General features: G+C 63.4%; 17 protein-coding genes. 8 read left to right on the forward strand and 9 right to left on the reverse strand.

Annotated features, from left to right (window positions below; translation table 11 throughout):
* The first annotated feature begins 124 nt into the window (after positions 1–124).
* Positions 125–424, forward strand: a complete 300-nt coding sequence (locus tag B5527_RS39495; protein ID WP_079606317.1) for a hypothetical protein — start codon at positions 125–127, stop codon at positions 422–424.
* Position 425: 1 nt separating this feature from the next.
* On the opposite strand, the gene B5527_RS39500 is transcribed toward B5527_RS39495, so the two are convergent.
* The 3 genes from B5527_RS39500 to mtgA all read right to left on the reverse strand — a co-directional run bounded on the left by B5527_RS39500 (position 426) and on the right by mtgA (position 2219).
* Positions 426–1055, reverse strand: coding sequence for a hypothetical protein (locus B5527_RS39500; protein ID WP_079607854.1), 630 nt, complete (start codon positions 1053–1055; stop codon positions 426–428).
* A 145-nt stretch (positions 1056–1200) separates the two neighbouring features.
* Positions 1201–1386: a 50S ribosomal protein L32 gene (gene rpmF / locus B5527_RS39505; RefSeq protein ID WP_027540899.1), complete on the reverse strand. Its 186-nt coding sequence runs from the start codon at positions 1384–1386 to the stop codon at positions 1201–1203.
* Positions 1387–1541: 155 nt separating this feature from the next.
* Positions 1542–2219, reverse strand: a complete 678-nt coding sequence (gene mtgA / locus B5527_RS39510) for a monofunctional biosynthetic peptidoglycan transglycosylase (protein ID WP_079607855.1) — start codon at positions 2217–2219, stop codon at positions 1542–1544.
* A gap of 285 nt (positions 2220–2504) precedes the next feature.
* Here mtgA and B5527_RS39515 point away from each other — a divergent pair, with 285 nt between their 5' ends.
* Together B5527_RS39515 and B5527_RS39520 are read left to right on the forward strand one after the other, a co-directional pair.
* Positions 2505–3431, forward strand: coding sequence for a polyprenyl synthetase family protein (locus tag B5527_RS39515; RefSeq protein ID WP_079607856.1), 927 nt, complete (start codon positions 2505–2507; stop codon positions 3429–3431).
* Between the two features lie 8 nt (positions 3432–3439).
* The gene (locus B5527_RS39520; protein ID WP_079607857.1) at positions 3440–4126 is read left to right on the forward strand and encodes a DUF1345 domain-containing protein; all 687 of its coding nucleotides are present in this window, start codon (positions 3440–3442) and stop codon (positions 4124–4126) included.
* Between the two features lie 147 nt (positions 4127–4273).
* Here B5527_RS39520 and B5527_RS39525 read toward each other — a convergent pair whose 3' ends face one another.
* Positions 4274–6067: a caspase family protein gene (locus B5527_RS39525; RefSeq protein WP_079607858.1), complete on the reverse strand. Its 1794-nt coding sequence runs from the start codon at positions 6065–6067 to the stop codon at positions 4274–4276.
* A 233-nt stretch (positions 6068–6300) separates the two neighbouring features.
* Here B5527_RS39525 and B5527_RS39530 point away from each other — a divergent pair, with 233 nt between their 5' ends.
* From B5527_RS39530 to B5527_RS39540, 3 genes are all read left to right on the forward strand, one after another.
* Positions 6301–7350 carry a zinc-dependent alcohol dehydrogenase family protein gene (locus B5527_RS39530; RefSeq protein WP_079607859.1) on the forward strand — a complete coding sequence of 350 codons (1050 nt, stop codon included), beginning with the start codon at positions 6301–6303 and terminating at the stop codon, positions 7348–7350.
* 127 nt (positions 7351–7477) lie between these two features.
* Positions 7478–7852 (forward strand): nuclear transport factor 2 family protein, encoded by a 375-nt coding sequence (locus tag B5527_RS39535; RefSeq protein ID WP_079606318.1) that lies wholly within the window; start codon positions 7478–7480, stop codon positions 7850–7852.
* A gap of 71 nt (positions 7853–7923) precedes the next feature.
* Complete coding sequence (locus B5527_RS39540) at positions 7924–9531, forward strand: Na+/H+ antiporter (RefSeq protein WP_079606319.1); 1608 nt, start codon at positions 7924–7926, stop codon at positions 9529–9531.
* A gap of 172 nt (positions 9532–9703) precedes the next feature.
* Here the strand turns inward: B5527_RS39540 and B5527_RS39545 are convergent, their stop codons facing one another.
* From B5527_RS39545 to ispG, 3 genes are all read right to left on the reverse strand, one after another.
* On the reverse strand, positions 9704–11041 hold the full coding sequence (locus tag B5527_RS39545) for a Rieske 2Fe-2S domain-containing protein (protein WP_079606320.1): 1338 nt from the start codon (positions 11039–11041) through the stop codon (positions 9704–9706).
* A gap of 163 nt (positions 11042–11204) precedes the next feature.
* The gene (locus tag B5527_RS39550; RefSeq protein WP_079606321.1) at positions 11205–12101 is read right to left on the reverse strand and encodes a TauD/TfdA dioxygenase family protein; all 897 of its coding nucleotides are present in this window, start codon (positions 12099–12101) and stop codon (positions 11205–11207) included.
* 291 nt (positions 12102–12392) lie between these two features.
* Complete coding sequence (gene ispG / locus B5527_RS39555) at positions 12393–13685, reverse strand: flavodoxin-dependent (E)-4-hydroxy-3-methylbut-2-enyl-diphosphate synthase (protein WP_079606322.1); 1293 nt, start codon at positions 13683–13685, stop codon at positions 12393–12395.
* Positions 13686–13992: 307 nt separating this feature from the next.
* On the opposite strand from ispG, the gene B5527_RS39560 reads away from it, so the two are divergent.
* Both B5527_RS39560 and B5527_RS39565 read left to right on the forward strand, forming a co-directional pair.
* Positions 13993–14250 (forward strand): hypothetical protein, encoded by a 258-nt coding sequence (locus tag B5527_RS39560; RefSeq protein WP_079607860.1) that lies wholly within the window; start codon positions 13993–13995, stop codon positions 14248–14250.
* A complete protein-coding gene (locus tag B5527_RS39565) occupies positions 14247–14909 on the forward strand; it encodes a nucleotidyl transferase AbiEii/AbiGii toxin family protein (RefSeq protein ID WP_079606323.1) in 663 nt (220 codons plus the stop codon). The genes B5527_RS39560 and B5527_RS39565 overlap by 4 nt, the downstream gene beginning before the upstream one ends.
* A gap of 23 nt (positions 14910–14932) precedes the next feature.
* Here B5527_RS39565 and B5527_RS39570 read toward each other — a convergent pair whose 3' ends face one another.
* Both B5527_RS39570 and B5527_RS39575 read right to left on the reverse strand, forming a co-directional pair.
* Positions 14933–15883: a DMT family transporter gene (locus B5527_RS39570; protein WP_079606324.1), complete on the reverse strand. Its 951-nt coding sequence runs from the start codon at positions 15881–15883 to the stop codon at positions 14933–14935.
* A gap of 31 nt (positions 15884–15914) precedes the next feature.
* Entirely contained in the window at positions 15915–16400 is a 486-nt protein-coding gene (locus tag B5527_RS39575; RefSeq protein ID WP_079606325.1) for a Fur family transcriptional regulator, read from the reverse strand.
* Between the last annotated feature and the right edge of the window lie 67 nt (positions 16401–16467).

The raw sequence follows: 16467 nt of genomic DNA on the forward strand, positions 1-16467 counted from the left end.
CGCAAACCACGTTGCGCGACGGCCAGGAACGAACCGGACAGAACGGCATAGGCCTTGCGAGAATGGAATCGGAAGCGGGCGCAGCGTCCCAAAATGTGACAATTCAGCCGGATTTTGATTTGCGATGTTAGGCAGCGATCGACCAGAACCGACAATCGAGGATGGCGTCTTTTCAGACGCCGAGCCCGCCTGCGTCGCGCTGGTGCCGGTGGTCGCCTCCACGCAATGGTCGATGCCCATCGAGCTGTCCCGGCCCAACTCGACTTTTGTCACCCATCTGATCGCAACCGCCGAGCAGGTGCCGCAAACCCGCTCCTTGCGGCGGGCGATGGCTGCCGATGCGCAGACCGCTTACCGCGCGAACCAGCACACGGCCCAAGGCGCGGCTCAAGTCGCGGGCTTCCGCACCCGGCAAATCATCTGAGTTAGCGCGGCGGCGGCTCTGGCGGCGGCGAGGCGTTGTGCGGCTGCAGTTCCGGCGAGGAGACTTCCGGTGATGCTTCACTCGGCGTGACGGCGGGTGGCACAACTTTCGGCGGCGACTGGTCGAGCGGCACGGATTCGGCGACGGAAGCCGCCGGCGGCACCGCCGGCGCAGGTGGCGGATCGAATTGAGGTTCGGGTGCAGCCGCCGCGGCAGGCTGTCTCGCGCCCCGCCTGGAGACCGCCGGGACCGCCACAACTTGCGTTCCGCGCCGCGCACGCAACGCGATGCCGGACAGAAAATCCACCAGCGCAAGCATCGCCAGCAGGCAATAGGTCGAGGTGCCGAACCGCGGCCACAGCAAAAACTCGGCCGCGGCGGCGCCGAACACGACCAGCGACAGCAGGTGATCGGTGAGGAATTTCGCGCCGGGACGGGCGCCCTTGATGACTTCCAGCAGCAGCAGGAAAATGCCGAGCGCCAGCAGCATATCGTTCAGGTTCACCGGCCACTCGGCGCCGGACATCAGCGTCAGCTTCAGCACCGGCTCGGCGAGCGACACGCTGGGCATCAGGAAGACGATGATGTTGTAGACCGCGAGCGGAATCAGAAGCAGCGGAAAACCGACCATGGACATCCGGGGCCTTCCTTCTCAAGCAAGAGAACCAGGGCGTTCCCGGGCGAAACGCTTCGGCCCGTCCCAGGAACCCGTCTTACCTCACCCGTTGGCCGAATTCAGGCAGGCCGGCCGTCGGCTTGCCCGCCTTTCGCGTGGATCAGGATTCCTTCTTGGCCTTCAGAACCTGGCGGCCCTTGTACATCCCGGTCTTCAAATCGAGATGATGCGGACGGCGCAATTCGCCGGAGTCCTTGTCCTCGGCGTAGGTCGGTTTCTTCAGCGCATCCGCCGAGCGGCGCATGCCACGCCGCGAGGGCGATGTTTTTCTTCTGGGAACGGCCATGTTGGTGTCCTCTAGGGGTGTTGTCGGAGGCATCGTCCGGGGAGGACGGCTGAAGCGTTTTTGGCGCGAGCTGAAATGCCGATAAGGCCGCGCTTATAGAGGATGGAACAGCGCAAAGCTAGCGTGGTTTGCAGCCAAAATGGCTCAAAATCGGTTCAAAAGGCCCGATTTTCGCGCCAGCATCGCTGCAACTCCGCGGCCTGCGCCCGCGCCGTATAGGTGCCGGCCAGGCGGCGCACCCCGGGGCCGGGATTACGGGCGCTGCGCTTGACCGGGTTGGGCAGGATCGCCGCCAGCAGGGCGGCTTCGCGCGGCCCAAGCGCCGAGGCCGGACGGCCGAAGGCATAGGCGGAGCCAGCCTGCGCGCCGAACTGGCCGGACGGACCGAGCTCGGCGATATTGAGATAGATCTCCAGGATGCGCTGCTTCGGCAGCACGAAGTCGATCCACAGCGCCAGCGGAAACTCCAGCGCCTTGCGGACCACGCTGCGGCCCGGCCACAGGAACAGGTTTTTCGCCACCTGCTGGGTGATGGTCGAGCCGCCGCGCGTCACTTCGCCGTCCTCGGCGTCGTCGATCACGTCGCGCAGCGCGTCCCAGTCGATGCCGTGATGGCTGCAGAATTTCGCATCTTCGGCGGCGACCACCGAGCGCGGCAGTGACGGCGAGATCGCGCCGAAATCGATCCATTGCCGCGACATCGGCGCCCCGGTCAGCCAGCGCCAGGCCATCAGCGTCGAGACCGGATGCCCGGCGCGGTAAAGCGGCGCCACCAGATAAGGCAGCGCCAACACGACCAGCAGGATCAGCAGTAAATTTCGGGCGACGCGCAAAATCACCGTTCTGTTTCTGCGCGTATTCCGCAAAAGTGCCGGTTTTGCGAACAGAATACGCGCGAGTTACTATGATAGAGCATTTTCTCCGGCCAACCGATTCCACTTGACCGGAAAATGCCATGCGCGGCGGCCGTGGCCGGATAATGGCCGGTATCGATGATATCTCCCTGATAGTTCTGGCGTTTTCCAGCGGTTTTAGGGCACCGCGGACCTGGGCGGCGGAATTGACGAAGCCGGTGCCATCAACGATTGTCCCGCCAACTCGATTGGGAGCTGTTTTTGATGACGACCGGCACGGCACTATCGGACTTTACGAAACGACTGGACCAGACCGCGGAGGACACCGAAGCCCTGCTGGGCAAACTTTTGTCAGATGAGCTTTTGCCCGACGAGATCGCACGGCCGAAACGGCTGATCGAGGCGATGCGCTATTCGAGCCTCGGCGGGGGAAAACGGCTGCGGCCGTTTCTGGTGGTCGAGAGCGCGGCCGTGTTCGGTGTCGCGCGCGAGGCCGCGCTGCTGGCCGGCGCCGCGCTCGAATGCATCCACTGCTATTCGCTTGTTCATGACGACCTGCCGGCGATGGACAACAGCGATCTGCGCCGCGGCCGGCCCACGCTTCACAAGAAGACCGACGACGCCACTGCGATCCTGGCCGGCGACGGGCTGCTGACGCTCGCTTTCGACATCATCACCCGCGACGAGATCCACAAGGACCCGACGGTGCGGCTGCTGCTGACGCGCGCGCTGGCGCGTGCATCGGGAATCGGCGGCATGGTCGGCGGCCAGATGCTCGACCTTGCCGGCGAAGGCCGATTCGGCGACCGCGAACCGGTCGATGTCGCGCGGCTGCAGCAGATGAAGACCGGGGCGCTGCTGCGCTTCGGCTGTATCGCCGGCGCGATCCTCGGCCAGTCCTCGCCGAGGGAATACCAGGCGCTCGACGACTATGGCCGCGCGCTCGGCGAAGCCTTTCAGATCGCCGACGACCTGCTCGACGTCGAAGGCGACGCCGCCGCGCTCGGCAAGCAGACCGGCCAGGACGCCGCGCTGGGCAAGACCACTTTCGTCACCCAGCTCGGCGTCGCGGGCGCCAAGCAGCGCGTGCGCGATTTGCTGGCGCGCGCCGATGCCGCGTTGTCGATCTTCGGCGCCAAGGGCGACGTGCTGCGCGCCGCCGCGCGATTCGTCGCCGAGCGCAAGAATTGAAGGCGGCGATGACAGTCAAGCAAGCCGACGATCCCGTTCTCGTTCGTTTTCGGAAGATGCCCGGGCCGGTCCGTGTGGTCTACGCGTGGCCACGCACCTTCTTTTCGATTCTGATCGGCATAGCGGCATTCGTTCTGCTGCCTGCCTCGCTGCGGCCGGTGACACGCATACTGGTCGGCTGGGATGTCTTTACCGCGGTGTATCTGGCGCTGGCCTACATCATGATGTCGCACTGCGGACTTGCGCATATCAAGCGCAACGCCGTGCTGCAGGACGATGGCCGCTTTCTGATCCTGCTGGTGACCGCGCTCGGCGCGTTTGCCTCAATCGCCGCGATCGTGTTCGAACTCGGCGCATCGCAGCGCAGCGTCCCGGAGCTGACGCTGGCGACCGTGACGATCGCGCTGTCCTGGGCCACCGTACACACCACCTTCGCGCTGCACTACGCCCATGATTACTACCGCGGCGCCAAGCCCGGCGGCTTGCAGTTTCCGAGCGGCGACACGCAGGAACACGCGGACTACTGGGATTTTGTCTATTTCTCGTTCGTGATCGGCATGACCGCGCAGGTTTCCGACGTCGGCATCACCGCCAAGAGCATCCGCCGCACGGCCACCGCACACGGCATCATCTCTTTCGTCTACAATACCGCGCTGGTCGCGCTGATGGTCAATATCGCCGCGAGCGCGATCTGAGTGTTGCCATGTCATTCCGGGGCGATGCGCAAGCATCGAACCCGGAATCCAAGGATTCCCCGATGTGCAATTGCACATCTGAGGTCTGGTCCTTCGGACCATCCCGGAATGACGATAACAATTTGCGGGCATCGTACCTCGCGCCGCTCACCTGCAAATCTGCACGTTGCCGCCGCCACCTTCGCGGGGGCCACCTTGCGCGGTCGTTCTGAATTCGAGGTGACAGCCGCGCGCGACCGGGCGGCAGCCGCCTTGGTCGCAGACGATCTGGCCCGAGGCCTGCGGCCTGGCCGGAGCGGCCTCAGGCCTCGGCCGGTCCCGCGCCGCGCGCTCGGGGCGGTCGGAAGTGTCACGCCTGGCGGTCGGCGTTTTCGCGCGGCGCTTCTGGCATTCGTTATCGTCATTGAGGATCGAGCCTTCGGCGCAGACGATTCGGCTGCAGCGGTCGCCGTCGGGTTTGAAGCCATGCTCGCAGACCAGCGGACAGACCCGCGACGGTTTCAGCTTGATCGCGTCGAGCGCATCGAGACTTGCCAGCTCGACGTCGAATTTGGTTCCGGCATGGCGGTTGAACAGCGCCAGCGAGCGCTGCGAGGCCGCGTTCCATTCGCCGTCGGCATCCCCGGTGAGACAGCCGACGCGGCGCAGTTCGGTCTGCACCGATTTGGCGAGATCGGCCGGCGGCGGCGACGGGTTCAGCGAGCCGAGGTTGGTCGCATCTTTCGCCCCTTGTGCCTTGTCGGCCGTCGTGGTTTCGGCGGCAGCCCGTTTCTGTTCGGCCTCGGCGGCCTGCTGCTGCGCCGCCTCCTTGGCTTTCTCGGCTGCCAATCGGGCCTGCTCGGCGGCCTTGGCATCGGCGTCGGCCTTGGCCTGCTGTGCCTTTTGCGCACCCTCGGCGGCAAGCCGCGCCCGTTCCTGTTCGGCGAGCCGCGACTTTTCGGTCGCCGCAACGCGGGTTTCCTCCGCGGCAATCCTGGCCAGCTGGATCCTGGCGAGGTTTGCGTAAAAACCGTCCGGGTACTGCGCGAGAAAAGCGTTCAGCGCGTCCTTGTTGCCGACCTGCAGCGCCAGTTCGTAGTCGCGGCGTGCCTCTGCCTGCGGATTGGGCGCGGGTGTGGACGGTGCAGAGCTCTTGGGCGCGGGTTTGGCCGGCACCAACGGCAGGTCGTCGCCGCCGAGCGAGCCATAGACAAACGGCTCCTGTTGATTGCCCGTGCTCTTGAGCACGTCGTCGCGCACGAATCCGAATGCCCGGCGCACATCGAGCCCCGGCGTCGTCAGGTGCTTTGCCAGCGCGATCGTGAACGGGCTGTTTTTGTCGTTGCCGTCCTGCGCGGTCGAGCCGGCCTTGGCAGAATAGGCGATCAGCGTATTCGGGCTCGCCGGCTCGATCTTGGCGAGGCCGCGACCGACTGAGCGCGATGCCACCGTGCGTTTCATGTTCCCGGCGAACGGATTGTCGCGGCAGGCGTCGAGGATCACCAGCCGAAGTTGTTTGGCGGGCTCAATCGCCAGCAGCACGCGGTCCAGCGAGAACGCCTCGTCGAACACGTCGGTGTCGCGTTCCAGTTTCGCATCCACCGGGATCAGGTAATTGGTGCCGTCCACCTCCATGCCGTGACCGGCGTAATAGACCACGGCGATATCGGCGTCGCGCGCGCGGTCGGCAAAGTCGCGCAGCACGCGGCGCGTCTCCGCCGCCGGCAGGTCGTGGCGTGAGTCCACGACATCGAAACCGGCGTCCTTGAGCGTCGCCGCGATCACCGCGCCGTCATTGACCGGGTTCGGAAGCGGCGCCACATTCTGATAGGCGGAATTGCCAAGCACCAGCGCGACGCGCTTTTCGGCTGATGCCGCCTGGCACACCAGCAGCAGCGCGGCGGCCAGCAAAAACCGACAGAATGAAAATCGGCGCAATCTTGGAGATCCAGGCGAATTCATCATGACGCTCCCGGAACTATCGTCGTTATAGCATCGCAGCCTGCCTACCAGATACCGACGCTAAAGCCTTGTGAGCCAGATCACGAAACGGCGGCGCGCATCAGCCGCCGAGGCACAGCGGGAAACGGAACTTCCTCTCTTTGGGTCGTGCCAACCCGTCGCCGGTTCGCCCTTTGCGGATCACGTTTTTCCGTCCAATATCAGGCCACAAGCAAAAACAAGCGGAGGAAGCCATGCGCGGCGTTGTATTCACGGGCGAACGCGGGCTGGAACTGATGGCGTTCCCCGACCCCACCCCGGATGCCCATGACGTCGTCATCGCGATGAAGGCGTCCGGCATGTGTGGCAGCGACCTGCATCAATACCGCCGCCCCAAAGGCCAGACCCAGGCGACCGGCATTCCGATGAAGGACGGTCCCGTGATCGCCGGGCACGAACCCTGTGGCGTCGTGGTCGCGGTCGGCTCCGCCGTCGAAGCCAGGGAAGCGCGTGTCGGCCAACGTGTGATGGTGCATCACTATCAGGGCTGCACCCAGTGCAACCATTGCCGCTCCGGATGGCAGCAGCTCTGCCAGGAGGTGCCGGTCAAGGTCTACGGCAACAACGCCCATGGCGGCCACGCGCACTACTTGAAGGTGCCCGCCAACACGCTGGTGCCGTTGCCCGACGAATTGTCGTTCTCGGCCGGTGCCGCGATCGCCTGCGGCTCCGGGACCGCCTACAGCGCGCTGCGTCGGATGAACCTTTCGGGCAACGACACGATCGCGATTTTCGGCCAGGGGCCGGTCGGGCTCGCCGCCACCCAATACGCCAAGGCGATGGGCGCGAAGGTGATCGCGCTCGACATCAGCCCACAGCGTTTGGAGCGCGCCAGGGCGTTCGGCGCCGACGACGTCATCAATCCCGGCTCGAACGATCCGGTCGCCGCGATTAGGGATATCACCCACGGGCGTTATGCGGACCTGACGCTGGACACCTCGAGCAATCCGGATGCGCGGCTGAATGCGATCCGCTCCACCAAGGTGTGGGGCACGATGTGCTTCGTCGGCGAGGGCGGCGACGTCCATATCGACGTCAGCCCGCATTTGCTGCGCCGGCAATTGACGCTGGTGGCGTCGTGGACGTTCTCCAACATCATCCAGGCCGACTGCGCCCGATTCTCGGTCGAGCGCGGGATCGACGTCGACAAGCTCTTTACCCATCGCTGGAGCATCGATCAGGCGGAGGAAGCCTACAAACTGTTCGACAGGCAGGTCGACGGCAAGGGCGTGTTTTTGATGTGACGACGCCAGTCGTCATTCCGGGGCGCGAGTAAAACGAGCGAACCCGGAATCCAGAAGTCACTAGCGCGAGATTCCGGGTTCGCGCTTCGCGCGCCCCGGAATGACAGGAAACAGGGAGCACCAACCAATGAGTCATGACCGATCGACCGTCGAAGCCGTGGTCCAGCATTATTTCGACGGGCTCTACGAGGGCGATGCCGACAAATTGGGCGCCATTTTCCATCCCTCTGCCGACCTGCGGTGGGTGGAAAAGGGCGAGCTGAAGGTCCTCACGGTACCGAACTGGATGGGCTGGGTCAGAAAACGGCCCTCCGCCAAATCCGAGGGCAAGCCGCGCGAGGACTTCATCGTCACCATCGACCGCTCCGACGAATCCACCGCCTTCATCAAGGTGCGCTGCCAGTTGCCGCCGCGCTACTTCACCGACTATCTGGTGGCGATGAAACTCAAAGACGGCTGGCAAATCGTCTCGAAGTCATACCGCTACGATCTTAGGGAATAGCCACGGCAATTCCGCGGCATTGACGTTGCCGCCGGTCCGGGCAAATTGGCCCGGCACAGGAATTCGACATCGTGGAAGCCACGTTCCAGATCTTTCTGATTTTGCTGGCGGTGCTGGCGGGAACCGCCCTGCTGGCGCGGCGGATCAGCGTCGCCCCGGCGATCCTGTTGCTGCTGACCGGCATCGTCCTCGCCTTCGTGCCGGGAATGCCGTCGCTGGAATTGCCGCCGGAACTGGTGCTGCTGCTGGTTTTGCCGCCGCTGATCTATTCGGCCAGCGTCGCCATGAGCTGGCGCGAATTCAAAAAGAACCTGCGCCCGATCATCCTGCTGGCGGTCGGCTGCGTGATTTTTACGGCGTTCGCGGTCGCCGCCGCGACACATTACCTGATCGGGCTGCCGTGGACCGTCGGCTTTTTGCTCGGCGCCATTGTCGCGCCTCCGGACGTGGTGGCGCCGCTGGCGATTGCGCGCAAGCTCGGCCTGCCGCGTCGTATCCTCGTCGTGCTCGAGGGCGAGGGACTGGCGAACGACGCCACCGCGCTGATTCTTTATCGCTTCGCGTTGGTGGCGATTTCGACCGGCATGCTCTCGCTGCCGAAGGCGGCGGGCACGTTCGTCGCCATCGTCGCCGGCGAGATGCTGTTCGGCGCGGCCGTCGGCTGGCTCAGCTTGCGGGCGCGCCACCGCGCGCGGGATCCGCAGATCGAGATCACGCTGTCGCTGATTACGCCCTACATCGCCTACTGGATCCCCCAGCATTTCGGCGGCTCCGGGGTGATCGCGACCGTCGCCTGCGGGCTCTATATGAGTTGGAACGGGCCGCTGCTGATTTCTTCGGCGACGCGGCTGCAGGGCATCTTCTTCTGGGACCTCGTGATCTTTCTGATCGAGGGCCTGCTGTTCCTGCTGACCGGCTTCCAGATTCGCTCGCTATTCGAGGCATCGAAGGCGTTTCCGCTGCACAACATCCTGTTCGCGATCGCGCTGGTCACCGTGATCATCATCGTGGCGCGCTTCGCCTGGGCGTTTCCCGCCACCTACCTGCCGCGGCTGTTGAGCAAGCGGCTGCGCGAACGCGATCCGGCGCCGCCGTGGCAGTGGACCTTCGTGCTCGCCTTCACCGGCGTGCGCGGCGCGGTTTCGCTGGCCGCGGCGCTGGCGCTGCCGTTCGCGCTGCCGGACGGCGAGGCCTTTCCATACCGCGACCTGATTCTGTTCGTCAGCTTCGGCGTCATTTTCATCACCCTGGTCGGACTCGGGCTCGGTCTGCCGTCGGTGGTCCGCGCGCTCGGCATGGCGCAAGCCGGCCGCGCCGAACATCTGGCGGAACACGAGTCGGAAATCGCGGCGCGGCGCGAGGCGCTCGGCGTGGCGCTGAAGTCGCTCGATGCCATCACCAGCGACCGCGAATTGTCCGACGAAGTGGTCAGGCTGCTGCGGGCGCGGCATGAGACCCGGATCAACCAGCTACCGGATTCGCTTAATCCGTATGCGGACGATGTCTCCGCGGCGGGCATTGACCTGACGCGGGAACTGATCGCGTCGGAGCGGAAATTCATTCACATGCTGCTGCGCGACGGCAAGATCACCGACGAGGTCAGGCGGCGGATCGAACGCGACCTCGATCTGGAGGAAGCAAGCCTCGCCAACCGCGAATATCGCAAGGTGCCGCTGTAAAGAAAGACTTGCGAGCGCGAATGCACCCACACGGGTCGTCCCGGCGAACGCCGGGACCCATATGCCGTGCCCTCTCGATCAAGCATGGAGGCAGACGCCTTCGGTAACAACTCACGCCGGTGGTTATGGGTTCCTGCGTTCGCAGGGACGACCCGCGATAAAAATAAGGCCCCTACTCCGCCGCCGCATTCCGCCGCCGCCCGACGAACCCCGTCGCGTCGCCGAACCGCTCCACCATGACCGCCGGTAAATCCTTTTCCCGGTGCGTCACGCAGGCGCCGGAGCGCACGGTGTAGCGGTCCTGATGTGCCAAGTGCGAAGGCGCGTGGCCCTGCTGCAGCGCGCGGGCGCAGTCCATCACCAGTTTGCGGAAGTGCATGATGCCGAGATCGGTCGGCCCGAGATGTTCGCGGCTGCGGTCGGCGATCGGCCCCTGGCTGTCCTGCACCGCGGCGTCCTGTTCGGACACGCCCTTGATGCCGGTATAGCTTTTGGTCTTCTGCAGCTTTCGGTCGATCAGATAGTCGTTGGCCTTGTTTCGCAGCGGTACGTAATTTTCGTCGACCTCCGAGATCACGCCGTTGCCGCGGTCGTACGCATCGCGCTCGGCTTGCGTCAGCGGCCGCTCCGGATTCCAGGCATAGGTGTAGATCCAGCATTTGGTATCCGTGACCGGAATGAAACTCTGGCCGAAAATGCTCTCGCCCGGCATCGCGCTCGGCGCATAGGCATGCACCGGCATCAGGTATTGGGCGATGCGCCAATAGATGTTGTCGCTGTCGGTGAGCCGGCCGCCCGCGATGGTCAGGCCAGCGTCATGCGGATTGATTTTGATCACCGGACGCGGGTCCTCGGCGATCCAGCGCATGTGATCGACGTTCATGCGCGCGATCGGATTGACGAAGTGCTTTTTGATATCGAGCACCTCGTCCTCGTCCTTGTCGAAGCTCAGGTGCGCGAAGGTGAAATGCGCGGTGTCGATGGAGCCTTCCAGCGCCTGCACCCAGTTGCAGTCCTGCCACTTCTTGGAGACGTAGCGGTGCGAGGCCGGCACCAGCGCCATCTCCAGGTCAGGCAATTCCGGTACTGCTTCAGCGGGACCCATATAGGCCCAGATCATGTCGCCCCATTCGCGCACCGGATAGGATTTGATCCGGATCAGGTCCTTGGCATTGAGGTCGGGATAGGAGGTCGGCATGTCGACGCAAGCGCCGTCGGTGTCGAATTTCCAGCCGTGATAGACGCAGCGGATGCCGCATTCCTCAACGCGGCCGAGCCAGAGATTGGCGCCGCGGTGCGGACAATATTGATCGATCACGCCGACCACGCCGCGCGAATCGCGGAACGCCAGCAACTCCTCGCCCATCACGACGATCTTCTTCGGCGGCCCGTCGGCATCCGGCAGTTCCTCTGACAGCAAGACCGGCAGCCAGAACCGGCGCAGCAGTTCGCCCATCGGCGTGCCCGAACCGCTTTCGGTCAGGAACTTGTTGTCCTCGGCGCGGAGCATGGGTTTCCTCCGGGATTCGTTATTGCTTTGGCCCAAGCTTGGCGCAGGCGGAGAGGGCCGTCAACGCGGGCTGTAGGGTGGGTTAGGCGAAGCCCTAACCCGCCGATTTCACGGGGCGCGGTGGGTTACGCCTTCGGCTAACCCACCCTACACTTTACGCCCTTCACACCGGCCGCTCGCCCTTTACCGTCACGCGGGTGCCGGCGCGGGTGTGCGGCCAGTAATCCCACAGCGCGCGGTGCTGGGCGCAGCGATTGTCCCAGAACGCAATCGCGTTCTCGCTCCAGCGGAAGCGGCACTGGAACAGTGGATTTTCCATGTGCTGGTAAAGATATTTCAGGATCGCGGCGCTCTCGTCCTGGGGTACGCCGACGATGTGGCGGGTGAAGCCGCTATTGACATAGAGCGCCTTTTTGCCGGTCACGGGGTGCGTGCGCACCACGGGATGTTCGGCGCGCGGATAGGCCGGCCGGTCGGCCACGCCATAATTGGCGTAGAGCCCGCGGTAGATCGGCTCGCCATCATGCAGCGCGGTGAGCCCGTCGAGATAGGCCTTCATCCGCTCCGACAGCGATTCGTAAGCCGCATACATGTTGGCAAACAGCGTATCGCCGCCGCTCGGCGGGCACTGCTTGATGTGGAGAATCGAGCCCATCGGCGGCTCGACGTCGCAGGAGACGTCGGTATGCCAGCCCTCGCCGTTGACGCGCGGTGAATCCTTGTCGGCATAGATCTTCATCAGCGCCGGATCGTCGCCCTCGTGGGGCGCGGCGGGATGGATGTGCAGTTCGCCGAACTTGCGCCCGAAGGCGAGATGCTGCTGCGGCGTGATGTGCTGGTCGCGGAAGAAGATCACGAGATTTTCGGCGAGCGCGCGATGGATCTCGTCGATCTGACGGTTCGAGCGCGCCTCGTCCGAAACCAGCCTGCCGATATCGACGCCCGAGATCTCCGCGCCGATGATCGGGGTCAGCTTCTCGACGCCGATGGTTTCATAAGGCTCGGTGCTGTCGGCGGTGTGCCGATAGCGGGGGCCTTGCTTGCTGGCGAGCGAAGACATGCGCGTTCTCCCGATCATTCTTGATTGGGATCATCGTAGCCCGGATGGAGCGAAGCGCAATCCGGGAAAGATCGTTCGACGAGAGGGAAAGCCCGGATTTCGCTTGCGCTCCATCCGGACTACGACGGTGCCAGACCCTCATGGTGAGGAGCGCGTCGGAGTTTATCATCGGGCCGCGCTTCGCGCGGACCCGTTGGCGCGCTCTCGAACCATGAGAGCGCCGATGCATCCATCCTTCGAGGCGCGCGCGGGAGCGCGCTCCTCAGGATGAGGACCTGCGATTGCAGCGCCCTACTCCGCCGCCGTCACCGCTTCAGCAGGAACCGCCGCGCCCGCGCCGTAGCGCTGGTCGATATAGTCGATCACCATCGCCTTGAATTCGGTGGCGATGTTGGGGCCGCGCAAGGTGCGGAATTTCTTGCCGTCGACGAACACCGGCGCCGCCGGGGTTTCGCCGGTGCCGGGCAGGGAGATGCCGATATCGGCATGCTTGGATTCGCCGGGACCGTTGACGATGCAGCCCATGATCGCGACGTTGAGCTCCTCGACGCCGGGATAGCGCGTCTTCCACGCCGGCATCTCGTCGCGGATGAAATCCTGGATCGAGCGCGCCAGTTCCTGGAAGGTGGTCGAGGTGGTGCGGCCGCAGCCCGGACAGGCCGCGACCAGCGGCACGAAGGTGCGGAAGCCCATGGTCTGCAGCAGTTCCTGCGCGACCTGCACCTCCAGGGTGCGATCGCCGCCCGGCTCCGGCGTCAGTGAAATCCGGATGGTGTCGCCGATGCCGTCCTGCAGCAAAATGCCGAGCGCGGCGGATGAAGCGACGATGCCCTTCGATCCCATGCCGGCTTCGGTGAGGCCGAGATGGATGGCGTAATCCGAACGTTCGGCGAGGGTCTGGTAAACCGCGATCAGGTCCTGCACCGCAGAAACCTTGGCGGACAGGATCATCCTGTTCTTGGGCATGCCGAGTTCCTGGGCCCGCGCCGCCGACAGTAGCGCCGACTGCACCATCGCCTCGCGGGTCACCGCCCGTACATCCTTCGGTTCTGCAAGCTTCGCGTTTTCGTCCATCAGCCTGGTCAGCAGTTCCTGATCCAGCGAACCCCAATTGGCGCCGATCCGCACCGGCTTGTTGTTCTTGTTCGCGATCTCGATGATGTCGGCGAATTGCGTGTCGCGCTTGTTCTTGAAACCGACATTGCCGGGATTGATGCGATATTTGTCGAGCGCCTCGGCGCATGCCGGATACTCCGCCAGCAGCTTGTGGCCGATATAATGGAAATCGCCAATCAAGGGCGTGGTGATGCCGCGCTTGCGCAATTCGTCGCGGATATGCGGCACGGCGGCCGCCGCTTCGTCACGGTCGACCGTGATCCGCACCAACTCGGAGCCGGCGCGCGCCAAAGCTGCGACCTGCGCCACGGTTCCCGCGACATCGGCTGTGTCGGTGTTGGTCATCGACTGCACCACGATCGGCGCGCCCCCGCCGACGGCGACATTGCCGACCATGACCTGGGTGGTTTGATGCCGGGCCTTGGGACCGGCGACGTCGTTCTGGGGTGGTTTGACTGGCTTGTTCATGGGTCTCAAGTATCAGGTTTTTGTGACGTTCAGCAATGGATCAATCGGAACACGGAGCCGTGGTGCTGCGGCGTCCATGCATGATCAAATAGCTAGCCACCACGCCAAACAAAGGGTTGATAAGGATAAAAGCCGACAATTTGCTGGCGGAAACCGGCCATTGCCGAACGTTTCCGTTCTTTGTTAAGATACTGAGAAATAGACGATTTTTTCATTTGCCCGCAGGACTTCGAACATTCCGTTGACAGAGGGTCAAATGAACCCGATCTAAAAGAAACGAAGAGATCATCCGACGGTAGTGACGCAGATGAGTCCCGCACTTGTTTTAACAACGGTAAATGCGCCGTATAGCAAAAAGCTAACCGCGCCGGAGCTTGCTCATTGTTTGCTGGACGCGGCTGCCGCGAAGGCCGTGCCAGGCCATATGTCGTCGTTCTTCGGTGAGGTCAAACCGGCCCTGCAGGTCGGTTTTGCCGCCATGTTCAATATCACCGAACCCCAGCTTTCAGCCGCCGCGAAGGCCTTCGCGATGTATTCGGGGGAAAGCTACCCGCTCGCCGCTTGAGTTCCCCCGGCGGACAGGCGGATTGGGCGCGGCTATTCCGGATCGCGCGCGCACTCATTCGACAAGTTAATTCAGATCAACCCATTATTGATTATTGGACGCTTGGCGGGGGCACGGCGATGATGCTCCAGATCGATCATCGCGAGAGTCACGACGTCGACATTTTTCTGTCCGATCCACAGTTGCTTGCATTCCTTGATCCTCAAAAACGCGATTTCAAATTTGAGATTTGGCCGACCGCTTATGATGGCGACGGCGCAAGCTTTCAGAAATTGGCGTTCAAGGACGTCGGAGAGATCGATTTTATTGTCGGACACGCAATGACCTCATCTCCGCCGATACAGACCGTCATTGAAGGCGAAGCAACCCTGCTGGAAACCATTCCAGAGATCATTGCCAAAAAGATTTATTATCGGGGATCCAGCATAAAGCCGCGGGATATTTTCGATATCGCCGCGGCGGCCGAAAAGCACACAGACTCGGTCATCGCCGCGCTTCGATCCTATCGCGCCGAAGTTCAAACCACGCTTGACGTGATCGATAAACTTAATCCAGCGTTCGTGAACAGCGCGATTGCCCAATTGTCCATCAAGGACCAATTCCGTTCCTTGGCCAGAACAGCACTGCAGCAAGCCAAAGATCTTCTTCGAGCTGTCTGATTGTATGACAGGACGACCTGGGTCTAAAGGTTCGTTGGATTTGCAACGACCTTGAGTTCGGACACCACTGGACCAGGTCGGTTCACCAGATAAAGCCCCGCAATCACCAGCACGGCCGCGGCGCCGAACGCCAGCGTCAGGGTGTCATGCATGATCAAATAGCTAGCCACCACGCCAAACAAAGGGGTGATGAAGGTAAAAGCCGACAATTTGCTGGCGGAATAGGTCCTGACCAACATGAACCAGATCAAAAACGTCAATCCGACCACCCAGATCGCCTGATAGACCATCAGCGACAGCGCCAGCGGTCCGGGAACCCGGGTAATGGTTTCGCCGGAAAGCCACGCCGCCAGCCCGAGAATCGGGATCGACAACGCCACCTGGTAGCCCAGCGCCTTTTCGGGCGGGGCCCGCAGCAGCGGGGTCGCCTTCACGATCAGCGTGGTCGCGGCCCACATCGCGCCGCCGCCGACGATCAGGAGGTCGCCGAACAGCACATTGGCATCGACATTGGGCTGGGGGACGCCGATCGCCAGCGCCACGCCGGCGAAACTCAGGGCCAGCCCGCCCCATTGCGACGCACGCAGCCGTTCCCCGAGAAACTGGTAGGAGCCCAGCGCCACGAAAAACGGCGCGGTATAGAGAAACACCACCGCGCGCGACGCCGAGGTCAGCAACAACCCGCGAAAGATCAGCACGAATTCGATGCCGAACAGAAGGCCGGCGAACAGGCCGGCGCCGAGCGTGCCGTCGCGCTCAAAGATCTTCACGCCGCGAAACCGGGCAATCAACAGCAGCACCGGCAACGCGCCGACGGACCGGATCATCGCCTGCAGCATCGGCGGAATGTCGGGGAGAGCGAGCTTGACCGCGATCTGGTTGAAGCCCCAGCTCACGCACAGCATCAGCATCAGGGCGACGGCGCCCGGGCTGAGCGGACGCTCGGCCGATGGGTTCACTCGATTTGACGACATGTATCCTCGCGGCCGGCCTGGCGCCGTGTTGTTATTTTTGGCAGTGCGCGCAGGTTCCGGTGATTTCGACGACGGACAATTTCGGCGCGAAGCCGGTGGCCCGCGCGGCGGCGTTGAGGCTTTGCGCCACCGGGAGGGCTGGAATCTCGCCGACCGAACCGCAGCGCTCGCAGATCAAAAACGCCACCATCGCCGCCGCATCATGGTCATGCGCGCAGGCCAGGAAGGCGTTGCGGCTTTCGATGCGGTGGACCAGGCCGTTTTCCATCAGGAATTCGAGCGCGCGGTACACCGTGATCGGCGCCGGCCGCGGCATCGATTTCGCCAGTTCATCGATCACTTCATAGGCGCCGAGCGGACGGTGGCTGGACAGTAGCGCCAGCAACACCTGACGGCGGATCGGCGTGAATTTCTGCGCCCGCTGCTCGCAGACCCGCTCGGCATGATCGATCGCGTCCGCCGCGCAGCGGTTATGGTCGTGATCGGGCGCCGGAAATGTCGGTCTGGTCAGGGTCATCTACGGCGATCTGTAGCATTTTGGCGGACGTTCCCCAATCCCGTCCGGCAGGTTTCTCCAAAATTGC

It is taken from the genome of Bradyrhizobium erythrophlei, from assembly GCF_900129425.1.
GTDB classification, from domain to species: domain Bacteria; phylum Pseudomonadota; class Alphaproteobacteria; order Rhizobiales; family Xanthobacteraceae; genus Bradyrhizobium; species Bradyrhizobium erythrophlei_C.

Coding starts and splice junctions, on each gene's coding strand:
- B5527_RS39495 (WP_079606317.1), top strand. CDS start 125: ATGTTAGGCAGCGATCGACCAGAACCGACAATCGAGGATGGCGTCTTT.
- B5527_RS39500 (WP_079607854.1), bottom strand. CDS start 1,055: ATGGTCGGTTTTCCGCTGCTTCTGATTCCGCTCGCGGTCTACAACATC.
- rpmF (WP_027540899.1), bottom strand. CDS start 1,386: ATGGCCGTTCCCAGAAGAAAAACATCGCCCTCGCGGCGTGGCATGCGC.
- B5527_RS39515 (WP_079607856.1), top strand. CDS start 2,505: ATGACGACCGGCACGGCACTATCGGACTTTACGAAACGACTGGACCAG.
- B5527_RS39520 (WP_079607857.1), top strand. CDS start 3,440: ATGACAGTCAAGCAAGCCGACGATCCCGTTCTCGTTCGTTTTCGGAAG.
- B5527_RS39525 (WP_079607858.1), bottom strand. CDS start 6,067: ATGAATTCGCCTGGATCTCCAAGATTGCGCCGATTTTCATTCTGTCGG.
- B5527_RS39530 (WP_079607859.1), top strand. CDS start 6,301: ATGCGCGGCGTTGTATTCACGGGCGAACGCGGGCTGGAACTGATGGCG.
- B5527_RS39535 (WP_079606318.1), top strand. CDS start 7,478: ATGAGTCATGACCGATCGACCGTCGAAGCCGTGGTCCAGCATTATTTC.
- B5527_RS39545 (WP_079606320.1), bottom strand. CDS start 11,041: ATGCTCCGCGCCGAGGACAACAAGTTCCTGACCGAAAGCGGTTCGGGC.
- B5527_RS39550 (WP_079606321.1), bottom strand. CDS start 12,101: ATGTCTTCGCTCGCCAGCAAGCAAGGCCCCCGCTATCGGCACACCGCC.
- ispG (WP_079606322.1), bottom strand. CDS start 13,685: ATGAACAAGCCAGTCAAACCACCCCAGAACGACGTCGCCGGTCCCAAG.
- B5527_RS39560 (WP_079607860.1), top strand. CDS start 13,993: ATGAGTCCCGCACTTGTTTTAACAACGGTAAATGCGCCGTATAGCAAA.
- B5527_RS39570 (WP_079606324.1), bottom strand. CDS start 15,883: ATGTCGTCAAATCGAGTGAACCCATCGGCCGAGCGTCCGCTCAGCCCG.
- B5527_RS39575 (WP_079606325.1), bottom strand. CDS start 16,400: ATGACCCTGACCAGACCGACATTTCCGGCGCCCGATCACGACCATAAC.